Origin of the sequence: Halobacillus massiliensis, assembly GCF_900166625.1 — a bacterium.
GTDB lineage: Bacteria > Bacillota > Bacilli > Bacillales > Halobacillaceae > Halobacillus_A > Halobacillus_A massiliensis.
In genome coordinates this window covers 4,192,998-4,206,999 of record NZ_LT800499.1, presented here as the reverse complement: position 1 = coordinate 4,206,999, position 14,002 = coordinate 4,192,998, and the positions used below count along the sequence as shown (strand labels likewise).

Below are 14,002 nucleotides of genomic sequence, written 5' to 3'. Positions count from 1 at the left end.
AAGCTTAGGGTAGAACCCGGAGACTAAAAGGGAGGTAGGCCCCTTGCTAGATGTAAATAAATTTGAGTATATGAAAATCGGTCTGGCTTCACCAGACAAGATTCGTTCTTGGTCTTATGGTGAAGTGAAGAAGCCCGAGACAATTAACTATCGTACGTTAAAACCAGAAAAAGACGGCTTATTCTGTGAAAGAATTTTTGGGCCGCAAAAAGACTGGGAATGTCACTGCGGAAAGTATAAGCGTGTACGCTATAAAGGCGTCGTTTGTGACCGATGTGGTGTAGAAGTAACAAAGGCTAAAGTACGCCGTGAGCGTATGGGGCACCTGGAACTGGCTGCCCCTGTCTCTCACATCTGGTATTTTAAAGGTATTCCGAGCCGTATGGGCCTTGTTCTTGATATGTCCCCGCGTGCTCTTGAAGAGGTTATTTATTTCGCTGCCTATATTGTTACAGATCCAGGCGAAACGGCACTGGATAAAAAGCAGCTTCTCTCAGAAAAAGAGTATCGTTCCTACCGTGAAAAATACGGCCAGGGATTCCAGGCAGCAATGGGAGCGGAAGCTATTCGCAAGCTCCTTTATGATATTGATTTAGATGGCGAAGTCGAATCTTTAAAAGAAGAGCTGAAAACAGCTCAGGGACAGCGCCGCACACGTGCGATTAAGCGTCTTGAAGTGCTTGAATCATTCCGTAACTCTGGAAATAATCCATCATGGATGATTTTAGATGTGCTTCCGGTAATACCGCCGGAACTTCGCCCGATGGTTCAGCTGGACGGCGGACGTTTTGCGACATCTGACCTTAATGACCTATATCGCCGTGTGATCAACCGTAACAACCGCTTGAAGCGACTGCTTGATCTTGGAGCACCGACAATTATCGTACAAAACGAAAAACGTATGCTTCAGGAAGCTGTCGATGCTTTAATCGATAACGGCCGTCGCGGCCGTCCGGTTACAGGGCCAGGAAACCGTCCGCTTAAATCTCTTTCCCACATGCTGAAAGGTAAACAGGGTCGTTTCCGTCAAAACCTGCTCGGTAAACGTGTTGACTATTCCGGCCGTTCCGTTATCGTTGTAGGTCCTAACCTGAAAATGTATCAATGTGGACTTCCAAAAGAAATGGCTCTTGAATTGTTCAAGCCTTTCGTTATGAAAGAACTTGTATCTCGTGGATTAGCTCATAACATTAAGTCTGCGAAACGCAAGATTGAACGTATTCATCCAGAGGTGTGGGACGTTCTTGAAGATGTAATTAGGGAACACCCAGTTCTGCTGAACCGTGCACCAACATTGCACCGTTTAGGAATCCAGGCGTTTGAACCTACATTAGTAGAAGGACGTGCCATTCGTCTTCACCCGCTCGTATGTACAGCATATAACGCTGACTTTGACGGTGACCAAATGGCTGTACACGTTCCGCTATCTTCTGAAGCACAGGCGGAAGCCCGTATCCTTATGCTGGCTGCGCAGAACATCCTGAACCCTAAGGATGGAAAGCCTGTTGTTACACCATCACAGGATATGGTACTGGGTAACTATTACCTTACTCTTGAACGTGAAGGTGCAGTCGGTGAAGGGATGGTCATTAAAGACTCGAATGAAGCACTAATGGCCTATCAGAATGGCTACGCTCACCTTCACACACGGGTGGCGGTTCAAGCCAGCTCATTGAATAATGAGACATTTACGGAAGCACAGAATAAACAGTTATTACTCACTACGATTGGTAAACTGATCTTTAATGAGATGCTTCCAAATTCATTCCCTTATATGAATGAACCGACTCAAGAGAACTTAGAAATTAAAACTCCGGATCACTACTTTATTGAAAAAGGTACAGACGTGAAGAAAGAAATTGCCAGCCGCAAAGAAGTTCTTCCGTTTAAGAAAGGGATCCTTGGAGATATTATCGCTGAAGTATTTAAGCGTTTCTCTATCAGTGAAACTTCCAAAATGCTTGACCGCATGAAGGACTTAGGCTTTGCTTATTCTACTAAAGCGGGTATCACTGTTGGTGTATCTGACGTAGTAGTACTTCCAGAGAAGCAGGAGATTCTTGAAGAAGCTCAAGCTAAAGTAGATAAAGTGCTTAAGCAGTTCCGCCGTGGTTTAATCACAGAAGAAGAGCGTTATGACCGTGTTATTGAAATATGGTCTGCTTGTAAAGACACGATCCAGGACCGCTTGATGCAGTCCCTTGATCCGCGTAACCCGATCTTTATGATGAGTGATTCCGGAGCCCGTGGTAACGCCTCTAACTTCACTCAGCTTGCTGGTATGCGTGGTCTTATGGCTAACCCGGCTGGACGAATCATCGAACTTCCGATTAAGTCCAGCTTCCGTGAAGGTCTGACTGTACTTGAGTACTTTATCTCCACACACGGTGCCCGTAAAGGTCTTGCCGATACGGCACTGAAGACAGCCGACTCAGGTTATCTGACTCGTCGACTTGTAGACGTGGCGCAGGATGTCATCGTAAGAGAAGACGACTGTGGAACAGACCGAGGCTTAACGGTAGCATCCTTAAAAGAGGGTACCGAAATGATCGAACCACTGATCGACCGACTGATCGGCCGGACATCTTTCCAGAGGATCGAGCATCCGGAAACTGGTCAGGTGCTGGCAAATCGCAACGAAGTAATCTTCGAAGATGCGGCTAAACAAATTGTGGATGCAGGTATTGAGAAAGTGCTTATCCGCTCTGCCTTCACTTGTAACACGAAACACGGTGTTTGTAAGAAGTGTTACGGACGTAACCTTGCCACTGGGGATGAGGTAGAAGTAGGAGAAGCTGTTGGTATTATCGCTGCACAATCCATCGGTGAACCAGGTACACAGCTTACAATGCGTACCTTCCACACAGGCGGTGTTGCAGGAGATGATATCACGCAAGGTCTTCCTCGTATCCAGGAGATCGTGGAAGCACGTAACCCTAAAGGTCAGGCTGTTATTACAGAGATCGAGGGTACCGTTCACGATATTAATGAAGTTAAAGAAAAACAGGAAATTGTGGTCCAAGGAAAAGTGGAAACTCGCTCCTATACTGCACCTTATGGCTCAAGACTTAAAGTAGCGATTGGCGATGAAGTAAAAGCAGGTGAACCTCTGACAGAAGGTTCTATTGACCCGAAAGAACTTCTTACAGTTCAAGGTCTCGATGGAGTTCAGGAGTATCTTCTGAAAGAAGTTCAAAAAGTTTACCGTATGCAAGGTGTTGAAATTTCCGATAAGCACGTAGAAGTTATGGTTCGTCAAATGCTTCGTAAAGTTCGTGTTCTCGATTCTGGAGATACAGATGTACTACCAGGCTCACTCCTTGAAATTCACCAGTTTAAAGAAGCTAACCAAAGAGTGCTTATGGAAGGCGGCCAGCCGGCTGTCGGCCGACCAGTCATTCTTGGTATTACAAAAGCATCGCTTGAAACAGACAGCTTCCTTTCCGCAGCATCCTTCCAGGAGACAACTCGTGTCCTGACAGATGCAGCAATTAAAGGTAAGCGCGATGAGCTTCTTGGACTGAAAGAGAATGTCATCATCGGTAAACTCGTACCAGCTGGTACTGGTATGAACCGCTATCGTACGATTAAAGCAGAGTCTGAACAGCAGGAAGAAAAGCAGAAGACGGCAGAAGAGATCACTCAGCCATAAACTTTCAATGAAAGTAAACAACGGATATAATAACGGAACGCCTTGATAAGCAACTATTTTTAAAATCCAGTTGACATGGGTTTTTCAGGGTGATACTATTATCAAGGTGCTTCCGTTTATCCTTGTTACTTTGGAGGATATGAAGATGTCTTATGAAAAAGTAGCACAGGCTAAAACAGATATAGTCATTGGAACGAAACAAACCCTTAAAGCTATGAAAAGTGGAGAAGTGGTTGAAGTCATAACGGCAGATGATGCCGAACCATCAATGACATCTAAAGTAGCTGCCCTAGCAGCACAGTTGAACATTCTCCATTCGAGAGTAGACTCGATGAAGGAACTGGGCAGAGCGTGCGGCATTGAAGTGGGAGCTGCAACTGTGGCGATAAAGCAATAAAGTTTTGGCGGTAAACGCGAAAGCTTTGTTTTTTGCCTTTTTATGAACCACCTGGATGTGTGGTATTGAAAAATGTTGAAGGGAGGATAACTAAATGCCAACAATTAATCAGCTAGTTCGTAAAGGACGTGTAAGCAAAGGTAGAAAGTCTGACTCACCAGCTTTGAACAAAGGCTATAACAGCTATAAAAAGCGTATGACTGATCAGTCTTCTCCACAAAAACGTGGGGTTTGCACACGTGTAGGTACTATGACTCCGAAGAAACCGAACTCCGCACTACGTAAGTATGCTCGTGTTCGCTTAACTAACCAGATCGAAGTTAACGCCTACATCCCTGGAATCGGCCACAACCTGCAAGAGCACAGTGTTGTTCTTATCCGCGGCGGTCGTGTTAAAGACTTACCAGGTGTGCGTTACCACATCGTTCGTGGCGCGCTGGATACAGCAAGTGTTGACGGACGTATGCAAGGACGTTCTAAATACGGTACGAAGAAGCCTAAGAAATAATAACATTATGATATCAACTTAAAAGGAAAGGAGGGGGACATATGCCACGTAAAGGACCAGTAGCTAAACGTGATGTGTTACCAGATCCAATGTATAACTCTAAGCTTGTTACTCGCTTAATCAACCAAATCATGGTTGACGGACAGCGCGGTAAAGCTCAGAAAATTCTTTATAAAGCATTTGAACTTGTTCAAGAACGCAGCGGCAACGACGCTATGGAAACTTTCGAACAAGCTATGAAAAATGTAATGCCAGTACTAGAAGTACGCGCACGCCGTGTAGGTGGATCTAACTACCAAGTACCAGTTGAGGTGCGCCCGGAACGCCGTCAAGCGCTAGGCCTTCGTTTCATTGTAAACTATGCGCGTCTTCGCGGAGAAAAAACAATGGAAGAGCGTCTTGCGAATGAAATTCTAGATGCAGGTAACAATACCGGTGCAGCAGTTAAGCGCCGTGAAGATATGCACAAAATGGCGGAAGCTAACAAAGCATTCGCTCACTATCGTTGGTAATTTAAAACGAAATAATCTTTCAATCAGGAAGGAGAAAAAATCATGGCTAGAGAGTTCTCCTTGGAAAAGACTCGTAATATCGGGATCATGGCTCACATTGATGCCGGTAAAACGACAGCTACCGAGCGTATTCTTTTCTACACAGGACGTATCCACAAAATTGGTGAAACTCACGAAGGGGCTTCCCAAATGGACTGGATGGAGCAGGAACAGGAGCGTGGAATTACTATTACTTCCGCTGCGACAACTGCTCAGTGGAAAGATCACCGTATCAACATCATCGATACTCCAGGACACGTAGACTTCACTGTTGAAGTTGAGCGTTCCTTGCGTGTTCTTGATGGATCTGTAGCTGTACTTGATGCTCAGTCTGGTGTAGAACCGCAAACTGAGACTGTATGGCGTCAGGCAACAACTTATGGTGTGCCACGTATTGTTTTTGTAAACAAAATGGATAAAATCGGTGCCGACTTTATCTATTCTTTAGGTACATTAAAAGACCGTCTGGGTGCTAACGCAGCAGCCGTGCAACTTCCGATCGGTGCAGAAGATGACTTCGAAGGAATCATTGACCTTGTTACTATGGAAGCTTTCTTCTACTTGGATGATCTTGGAACTCGTGCAGAAGCGCGCGAAATCCCTGATGAGTACAAAGAACAAGCTGAAGAATACCGCACATTGCTTATAGAAGCTGTTGCAGAACTAGATGAAGATCTAATGATGAAATATCTAGAAGGGGAAGAGATCACAAACGATGAGTTGAAATCAGCGATCCGTGCTGCGACTCTAACTGTAGACTTTTACCCGGTATTCTGTGGTTCAGCCTTTAAAAACAAAGGGGTTCAACTTCTAATTGATGGAGTTATCGATTATCTTCCATCTCCACTAGATGTACCTCCAATTGAAGGTCACGTTCCACAAACAGAAGAACAAGTTGTTCGTAAGCCTGACGATAACGAGCCATTCTCTGCTTTAGCTTTTAAAGTAGCGACTGACCCTTACGTTGGTAAACTTACATTCTTCCGTGTTTATTCTGGTACTTTAAACTCTGGTTCTTACGTGAAAAACTCTACGAAGGATAAGCGTGAGCGTGTAGGACGTATCCTGCAAATGCACGCCAACTCCCGTGAAGAGATTTCAACTGTGTATGCTGGAGATATTGCAGGTGCTGTAGGTCTTAAAGACACAAGTACTGGTGACACTCTATGTGATGAGAAGAGTCTTGTAATCCTTGAATCCATGGAATTCCCAGAACCGGTTATCTCTGTTGCGATCGAGCCTAAATCTAAAGCCGATCAAGACAAAATGTCTGTAGCACTTGGTAAACTTGCTGAAGAAGATCCAACGTTCCGTACTGAAACAAACGTAGAAACTGGTCAAACGATTATCGCTGGTATGGGTGAACTTCACTTAGATATCATCGTTGACCGTATGCGTCGTGAGTTTAAAGTAGAAGCGAACATTGGTGCTCCACAAGTTGCTTACCGTGAAACATTCCGCGGCAGTGCGGAAGTTGAAGGTAAATTCGTGCGTCAGTCTGGTGGTCGTGGACAATTCGGTCACGTTTGGGTTAAATTTGAACCAAACGAAGAAGGCGCCGGCTACGAATTCGTTAACAAAATCGTTGGTGGTGTAGTACCACGTGAATATATCCCATCTGTAGAACAAGGTATTAAAGAATCTATGGAGAACGGTGTATTAGCTGGCTACCCAATGGTTGACATTAAGGCTACTCTTTATGATGGTTCTTACCACGATGTTGACTCTAACGAAATGGCCTTTAAAGTTGCCGCTTCTATGGCGCTTAAACAGGCGAAAAGCAAGTGTCAGCCCGTTCTACTTGAGCCGCTTATGAAGGTTGAAGTGGTTATTCCTGAAGAATACATGGGTGACATCATGGGTGACATCACTTCCCGTCGTGGACGTGTAGAAGGTATGGAAACTCGTGGCTCTGCACAAGTGGTTAAAGCATTTGTACCACTTTCTGAGATGTTCGGTTATGCGACGGCTCTTCGTTCTAATACACAAGGCCGTGGAACTTACACAATGCACTTCGATCACTACGAAGAAGTTCCTAAGAGCATTTCTGAAGAGATCATCAAGAAAAATGCAGGTGAATAATTGATTTTTTTGCCAAGTTCAAGTATAACTTGTATTGTAAGCACATGGGGCTTAAGCCCTCTATGCTTCAAATAAATTAGTAACTTAAAAACTAAACTTTTTGTTTTATTTAAAAGGAGGAAATATAGAATGGGTAAAGAAAAATTTGACCGTTCCAAAGACCACGTTAACATTGGTACTATTGGCCACGTTGACCATGGTAAAACAACTCTAACTGCAGCAATCACTACTGTTCTTCACAAGAAATCCGGTTCTGGTACTGCAATGGCATATGACATGATCGACGGTGCTCCAGAAGAGCGCGAGCGTGGAATCACAATCTCCACTGCACACGTTGAGTATGAAACTGAAAACCGCCACTATGCACACGTTGACTGCCCAGGACACGCTGACTATGTTAAAAACATGATCACTGGTGCTGCGCAAATGGACGGAGCGATTCTAGTTGTATCTGCAGCTGACGGTCCAATGCCACAAACTCGTGAGCACATCCTACTTTCCCGTCAGGTTGGTGTACCACAAATCGTAGTATTCCTTAACAAAACTGACATGGTAGATGACGAAGAGCTTCTTGAACTAGTAGAAATGGAAGTTCGCGATCTTCTTTCTGAGTATGACTTCGATGGTGACGATGTACCAGTTATCAGCGGTTCTGCTCTTAAAGCTCTAGAAGGAGACGCTGAGTACGAGCAGCGCATCTTCGACCTAATGGATGCTGTTGATGCTTACATTCCAAACCCTGAGCGTGACACTGATAAGCCGTTCATGATGCCTGTTGAGGACGTATTCTCAATCACTGGCCGTGGTACAGTTGCTACAGGACGTGTTGAGCGTGGACAAATTAAAGTCGGTGACGAAGTTGAAATCATCGGTCTTGCTCCAGAAGCTAAGAAAACTACAATCACTGGTGTAGAAATGTTCCGTAAGCTTCTTGACTATGCTGAAGCTGGAGATAACATCGGTGCCCTTCTTCGTGGTGTTAACCGTGAAGATATCAACCGTGGACAAGTACTTGCTAAGCCTGGTACAATCACTCCACACACGAAGTTCCAAGCTGAGGTTTACGTACTATCTAAAGACGAAGGTGGACGTCACACTCCATTCTTCTCTAACTACCGTCCTCAGTTCTACTTCCGTACAACTGACGTAACTGGCGTTATCCAGCTTCCAGAAGGTGTGGAAATGGTTATGCCTGGAGATAACGTTGAGATGACTGTAGAACTTATCTCTCCAATCGCGATTGAAGATGGAACTAAGTTTTCTATCCGTGAAGGCGGACGTACAGTAGGCGCTGGCGTTGTTGCTTCTATCACTGAGTAATTAGAAACTTCCAAACAAGCAGCTTCTCTTTAGGAGAGCTGCTTGTTTTTTATTTATGGAAAGAAAAGAAGTTCTAAGTCAACAAATCTAAAAAACATAATGAAAAGATGAAGAAATACCTCAAATTATAAAAAAATTAATGAATATGCCCAACAATGCTCTTATACGGTTGAAATGAAGGAAAAAACCTAGTATACTCTTTTGAGGTGTTCATAGTTAAATAAATTTTGAATATCCCTTGCAATGACCGCTTTTCTTCTATATAATGAGTAATGTTGGTCATAAAAGGCGATGATGCGAAAGGTTGTTGACACACCCGGCCCCTTTGCCATGGCGGGTGAGTCGAGGAATTTTCGCGGAGAATGTCTATTTCAAAAAATGGGCGATGAAGGAGGGAAAATAATGGCAAAAGAAAAAATTCGTATTCGTTTAAAGGCGTATGATCACAGAGTTCTGGATCAGTCCGCTGAAAAAATCGTAGACACAGCGAAGCGCTCTGGTGCTAAAGTATCAGGTCCAATCCCGCTTCCAACTGAGAAGTCTATCTATACAGTACTTCGTGCGACACACAAGTATAAAGATGCTCGTGAACAGTTCGAAATGCGCACACACAAACGTTTAATCGACATTGTTAATCCAACACCACAGACGGTTGATTCACTAATGCGTCTTGACCTGCCATCTGGTGTGGATATCGAAATCAAACTATAAATTATAATGAAACAATAATAGGAGGTGTAACGGATGACGAAAGGAATCTTAGGAAGAAAAGTCGGAATGACTCAAATCTTCTCTGAAAGCGGAGAGTTAATTCCAGTAACAGTAGTACAAGCTGAACCAAACGTTGTGCTGCAAATGAAAACAGCTGAAAATGACGGTTATGAAGCGATCCAGCTTGGTTTCGCCGATGAAAAAAAGAACCGTCAGAAAAAAGCTGCTAAAGGTCATGCTGATAAAGCAAGCACAACACCTAAGCGCTACATTCGTGAATTCCGTAATACTAACCTTGATGACTATGAATTAGGTCAAGAGGTTAAGGTGGATATTTTCGAAGCAGGAGACGTAATTGATGTAACAGGAACTTCTAAAGGGAAAGGTTTCCAAGGCGCAATTAAGCGTCACAACCAATCTCGCGGCCCGATGAGCCACGGTTCCCGTTTCCACCGTCGTTCTGGTTCCATGGGACAGGGTGCTGACCCATCTAAAGTCTTCAAAGGTAAAGGCCTTGCAGGACAAATGGGCGGAGAAACAGTAACTCTGCAAAACCTTGAAGTTGTTCAAGTAGATGCTGAGCGTAATCTTCTTCTTATTAAAGGTAACGTTCCTGGAGCGAAAAAATCTTACGTTAAAATTACGAGTGCAGTAAAGGCTAGCAAATAATTAAACGAAGGGAGGATATGTCATGCCTAAAGTAGCACTATTAAACCAAAGCGGCTCTAAAGTTGGAGATGTTGAACTGAATGACGCTGTTTTTGGTATTGAACCAAACACTCATGTTTTACATGAAGCAGTTGTGGCCCAGCAAGCTTCTCAGCGTCAGGGTACACACAAAGTTAAAAACCGTTCTGAAGTACGCGGCGGCGGCCGTAAGCCATGGCGCCAAAAAGGTACTGGACGTGCTCGTCAGGGTACAATCCGCGCACCACAGTGGGTAGGCGGTGGAACAGTATTCGGACCTACACCACGCAGCTACAGCTATAAATTGCCTAGAAAAGTTCGTCGTTTAGCACTTCAGTCTGCTTTCTCTTCCAAAGTACAGGAAGAAAATATCGTGGTGCTTGAAGATCTTTCATTGGAAGCTCCAAAAACTAAAGAAGTTGTTGAGATCCTTAAAGGTCTTGAAGTTAATCAAAAAGCTCTAATCGTGACTGCAGACAAGAATGAAAATGTCGTTCTTTCTTCAAGCAACATTCCTACGGTTACAGTTACTACTATTAGCGAAGTAAGTGTGTTAGATTTACTAACGCATGACAAGCTTATCCTAACGAAGGAAGCAGCTGAAAAAGCAGGGGAGGTGCTCTCATAATGAAAGAACCACGCGATATCATTAAACGCCCTGTCATTACAGAACATTCTGCTGACCTTATGGGAGAAAAGAAATATACGTTTGAAGTGAGCACAAAAGCAAACAAGACTGAAATTAAAAACGCAGTTGAAGAAATCTTCGGCGTAAAAGTTGCTCGTGTGAACACTATGAACCTTAAAGGTAAGTTCAAGCGTATGGGTCGTTACGGTGGATACCGTTCTGATCGTAAGAAAGCAGTCGTTACGTTGACACAAGACAGTGAAGAACTAGAATTCTTTGAAGTATAAACTATAAATCTTAACATGTAAGGAGGGAAAAAAGATGGCGATTAAAAAGTTCCGACCTATTACTAACGGTCGTCGACACATGACAGTATCTGATTTCTCTGAGATCACTACTGACAAACCTGAACGCTCCCTAGTTGCCCCGCTTCACAAACGTGGAGGACGTAACAACCAGGGAAGACTGACAGTTCGTCATCAGGGCGGAGGTCACAAGCGTCAATATCGTATTATCGACTTTAAACGCGACAAAGATGGAATACCTGGACGCGTTGCTACGATTGAATACGATCCAAACCGCTCCGCTAATATTGCACTAATCAACTATGTTGATGGTGAAAAACGTTATATCCTGGCTCCAAAAGGGCTTAAGGTAGGTAATGAAATTCTATCCGGTCAAGGTGCTGACATTAAAACAGGTCATGCTCTTCAATTGAAAGACATTCCTGTAGGTACAATCATTCATAATGTTGAGCTTAAACCTGGACGCGGAGGACAGCTTGCACGTTCTGCAGGTGCTTCTGCACAGATTCTTGGTCGTGAAGAAAAATACACTCTTGTACGTCTTGCTTCTGGTGAAGTACGTCTGATCCTAAGCACATGTCGTGCTACAGTCGGTCAAGTTGGAAACCTGGAACACGAACTTATCAGTGTTGGTAAAGCAGGTCGTTCCCGCTGGAAAGGCAAGCGCCCAACTGTTCGTGGTTCTGTAATGAACCCTAGCGATCACCCACACGGTGGTGGTGAAGGACGTGCACCAATCGGTCGACCTTCTCCAGTTACTCCATGGGGTAAGCCAACTCTTGGTTACAAAACACGCCAACGCAACAAGCCGTCTGATAAATATATCGTTCGTAGAAGAGGTAAAAAATAACGGGATTGAACGACGGGCGGAAAAACCCGTCTCTCAATCGCGAAGGGAGGTTTACTCATGGGCCGCAGCCTGAAAAAAGGACCTTTTGTAGATGATCATTTGATGAAAAAGGTAGAAAAGTTAAACGAAGATAGCAAAAACCAGGTGATCAAGACTTGGTCTCGCCGTTCTACAATCTTCCCAAACTTTGTCGGACACACGATCGCAGTTTATGATGGACGCAAACACGTACCCGTTTACGTGACTGAAGATATGGTAGGTCATAAACTTGGCGAGTTCGCGCCATCCCGTACGTTCAAGGGACACTCTGGCGACGACAAGAAAACAAAACGCTAATGGAGAGAGGAGGCTACTCTAATGCAAGCTAAAGCAGTTGCTAAAACCGTTCGTATTGCTCCTCGTAAAGCTCGTTTAGTTATCGATTTAATTCGAGGAAAAAACGTTGGTGACGCAATCGCAACATTACGCTTAACACAGCGCGGTGCTTCTCCAATCATCGAGAAAGTACTGAAATCTGCGATTGCAAATGCTGAACACAATTATGAAATGGATACAGATAATTTGTACGTTTCCGAAGCTTACGTCAACGAAGGCGTAACCCTTAAACGTTTCCGCCCTCGCGCGATGGGACGTGCAAGTCAAATCAACAAACGTACGAGCCACATCACAGTAGTGGTATCAGAAAAGAAGGAGGGATAATCAGTGGGTCAAAAAGTTAATCCGATAGGTCTTCGTATCGGCGTTATCCGTGACTGGGAGTCAAAGTGGTACGCTGGCAAAGACTATGCTGACTTATTGCATGAAGATATTAAAATTCGTGAGTATACTGAAAAACGTCTTAAAGATGCTGCCGTATCTACGATCGAAATCGAACGTGCAGCAAACCGTGTAAATATTACTATTCACACTGCTAAGCCAGGTATGGTTATTGGTAAAGGCGGTTCTGAAGTAGAAGCACTTCGTAAATCTTTAAATGAACTTACTGGCAAACGTGTACACATCAACATCGTTGAGGTGAAGAAGCCAGATTTAAACGCTGCTCTTGTAGCGGATAACATCGCACGTCAACTGGAAAACCGTGTATCTTTCCGTCGTGCACAAAAACAAACTCTTCAACGCGCTATGCGTGCAGGAGCGAAAGGTATTCGTACACAAGTTTCTGGTCGTCTAGGCGGTGCGGATATCGCTCGTGCTGAATATTACAGCGAAGGAACTGTACCACTTCACACACTTCGTGCAGACATCGATTATGGTACTGCAGAAGCTGACACAACTTACGGTAAGCTTGGTGTTAAAGTGTGGATTTATCGTGGAGAAGTCCTTCCAACGAAAAACGAAAAATAAGGAAGGGGGAAAAGCATTATGTTAATGCCTAAACGTGTTAAATATCGTCGTCAACACCGTGCTAGCTTAAAAGGCCGTGCTAAAGGCGGTACTTCAGTAGATTTCGGTGAATATGGTCTTCAAGCAATCGATCCTGCATGGATCACAGCCCGCCAAATTGAGGCAGCGCGTATCGCGATGACTCGTTACATGAAGCGTGGCGGTAAAGTATGGATTAAAATCTTCCCTGACAAGCCTTACACTGCTAAACCCCTAGAAGTTCGAATGGGTTCCGGTAAAGGTGCTCCAGAAGGTTTCGTAGCTGTTGTGAAACCAGGGAAAATTATGTTTGAGATTGCGGGTGTGTCTGAGGAAGTTGCACGCGAAGCGCTGCGTCTTGCTTCTCACAAACTGCCAATCAGAACTAAATTTGTAAAACGTGAAGAAATTGGTGGTGAAATCAATGAAGGCTAATGAAATCCGTGAATTAACCACTGCCGAAATTGAACAAAAAGTTAAGTCTCTTAAAGAAGAACTTTTCAACCTACGTTTCCAGCTTGCAACAGGTCAACTTGAGAACACTGCTCGCATTCGCGAAGTTCGCAAGTCTATCGCTCGGATGAAAACTGTTGCTCGCCAACGTGAACTAGGCGTAAATAATTAATAGATGAGAGGAGGTCACCCTCACATGAGTGAACGTAATAATCGTAAAGTTTACACTGGCCGTGTAGTATCTGACAAAATGGATAAAACGATCACTGTTCTAGTAGAAACTTATAAGTTCCACAAGCTTTATGGCAAGCGTGTAAGATATTCTAAAAAATTCAAGACTCATGACGAAAACAACCAGGCAAAGAACGGTGATATCGTTCGCATTATGGAAACTCGTCCGCTATCAGCAACGAAGCGTTTCCGCCTTGTTGAAGTTGTAGAAGAGTCCGTTATTATTTAATATAGTTCGCTCGGAGATATTCCGAAGGGAGGTTAC

General features: G+C 44.1%; 16 protein-coding genes and 1 pseudogene. All 17 read left to right on the top strand.

What is annotated here, in order from left to right; genetic code table 11:
• Positions 1–43 precede the first annotated feature (43 nt).
• The 17 genes and pseudogenes from rpoC (at position 44) to rpsQ (ending at position 13,966) form a co-directional block, all read left to right on the top strand.
• A complete protein-coding gene (gene rpoC / locus B7E06_RS20990; RefSeq protein WP_082235778.1) occupies positions 44–3,652 on the top strand; it encodes a DNA-directed RNA polymerase subunit beta' in 3,609 nt (1,202 codons plus the stop codon).
• 145 nt (positions 3,653–3,797) lie between these two features.
• The gene (locus B7E06_RS20985) at positions 3,798–4,049 is read left to right on the top strand and encodes a 50S ribosomal protein L7ae-like protein (protein ID WP_082235777.1); all 252 of its coding nucleotides are present in this window, start codon (positions 3,798–3,800) and stop codon (positions 4,047–4,049) included.
• 94 nt (positions 4,050–4,143) lie between these two features.
• The gene (rpsL, locus tag B7E06_RS20980) at positions 4,144–4,557 is read left to right on the top strand and encodes a 30S ribosomal protein S12 (protein WP_082235776.1); all 414 of its coding nucleotides are present in this window, start codon (positions 4,144–4,146) and stop codon (positions 4,555–4,557) included.
• A 41-nt stretch (positions 4,558–4,598) separates the two neighbouring features.
• Entirely contained in the window at positions 4,599–5,069 is a 471-nt protein-coding gene (gene rpsG, locus B7E06_RS20975) for a 30S ribosomal protein S7 (protein WP_082235775.1), read from the top strand.
• 42 nt (positions 5,070–5,111) lie between these two features.
• Positions 5,112–7,190, top strand: coding sequence for an elongation factor G (gene fusA, locus B7E06_RS20970; protein WP_082235774.1), 2,079 nt, complete (start codon positions 5,112–5,114; stop codon positions 7,188–7,190).
• Between the two features lie 129 nt (positions 7,191–7,319).
• Positions 7,320–8,510, top strand: a complete 1,191-nt coding sequence (gene tuf / locus B7E06_RS20965) for an elongation factor Tu (RefSeq protein WP_082235773.1) — start codon at positions 7,320–7,322, stop codon at positions 8,508–8,510.
• Between the two features lie 402 nt (positions 8,511–8,912).
• Positions 8,913–9,221, top strand: coding sequence for a 30S ribosomal protein S10 (gene rpsJ, locus B7E06_RS20960; protein ID WP_143414534.1), 309 nt, complete (start codon positions 8,913–8,915; stop codon positions 9,219–9,221).
• A gap of 33 nt (positions 9,222–9,254) precedes the next feature.
• Positions 9,255–9,890, top strand: a complete 636-nt coding sequence (rplC, locus tag B7E06_RS20955) for a 50S ribosomal protein L3 (RefSeq protein ID WP_082235772.1) — start codon at positions 9,255–9,257, stop codon at positions 9,888–9,890.
• Between the two features lie 22 nt (positions 9,891–9,912).
• Positions 9,913–10,536 carry a 50S ribosomal protein L4 gene (rplD, locus tag B7E06_RS20950; RefSeq protein WP_082235771.1) on the top strand — a complete coding sequence of 208 codons (624 nt, stop codon included), beginning with the start codon at positions 9,913–9,915 and terminating at the stop codon, positions 10,534–10,536.
• A complete protein-coding gene (gene rplW / locus B7E06_RS20945) occupies positions 10,536–10,823 on the top strand; it encodes a 50S ribosomal protein L23 (protein WP_082235770.1) in 288 nt (95 codons plus the stop codon). Before rplD ends, rplW begins: the two co-directional genes overlap by 1 nt.
• A gap of 34 nt (positions 10,824–10,857) precedes the next feature.
• Complete coding sequence (rplB, locus tag B7E06_RS20940) at positions 10,858–11,691, top strand: 50S ribosomal protein L2 (RefSeq protein ID WP_082235769.1); 834 nt, start codon at positions 10,858–10,860, stop codon at positions 11,689–11,691.
• A gap of 57 nt (positions 11,692–11,748) precedes the next feature.
• Complete coding sequence (rpsS, locus tag B7E06_RS20935) at positions 11,749–12,027, top strand: 30S ribosomal protein S19 (RefSeq protein WP_082235768.1); 279 nt, start codon at positions 11,749–11,751, stop codon at positions 12,025–12,027.
• 21 nt (positions 12,028–12,048) lie between these two features.
• Positions 12,049–12,390 (top strand): 50S ribosomal protein L22, encoded by a 342-nt coding sequence (gene rplV / locus B7E06_RS20930; RefSeq protein ID WP_082235767.1) that lies wholly within the window; start codon positions 12,049–12,051, stop codon positions 12,388–12,390.
• A 3-nt stretch (positions 12,391–12,393) separates the two neighbouring features.
• Positions 12,394–13,060 (top strand): annotated as a pseudogene (gene rpsC, locus B7E06_RS20925) (30S ribosomal protein S3).
• Positions 13,054–13,488: a 50S ribosomal protein L16 gene (rplP, locus tag B7E06_RS20920; RefSeq protein ID WP_082235765.1), complete on the top strand. Its 435-nt coding sequence runs from the start codon at positions 13,054–13,056 to the stop codon at positions 13,486–13,488. Before rpsC ends, rplP begins: the two are co-directional and overlap by 7 nt.
• On the top strand, positions 13,478–13,678 hold the full coding sequence (gene rpmC / locus B7E06_RS20915; RefSeq protein WP_082235764.1) for a 50S ribosomal protein L29: 201 nt from the start codon (positions 13,478–13,480) through the stop codon (positions 13,676–13,678). Before rplP ends, rpmC begins: the two co-directional genes overlap by 11 nt.
• A 24-nt stretch (positions 13,679–13,702) precedes the next feature.
• Entirely contained in the window at positions 13,703–13,966 is a 264-nt protein-coding gene (gene rpsQ / locus B7E06_RS20910; RefSeq protein WP_082235763.1) for a 30S ribosomal protein S17, read from the top strand.
• Positions 13,967–14,002 lie beyond the last annotated feature (36 nt).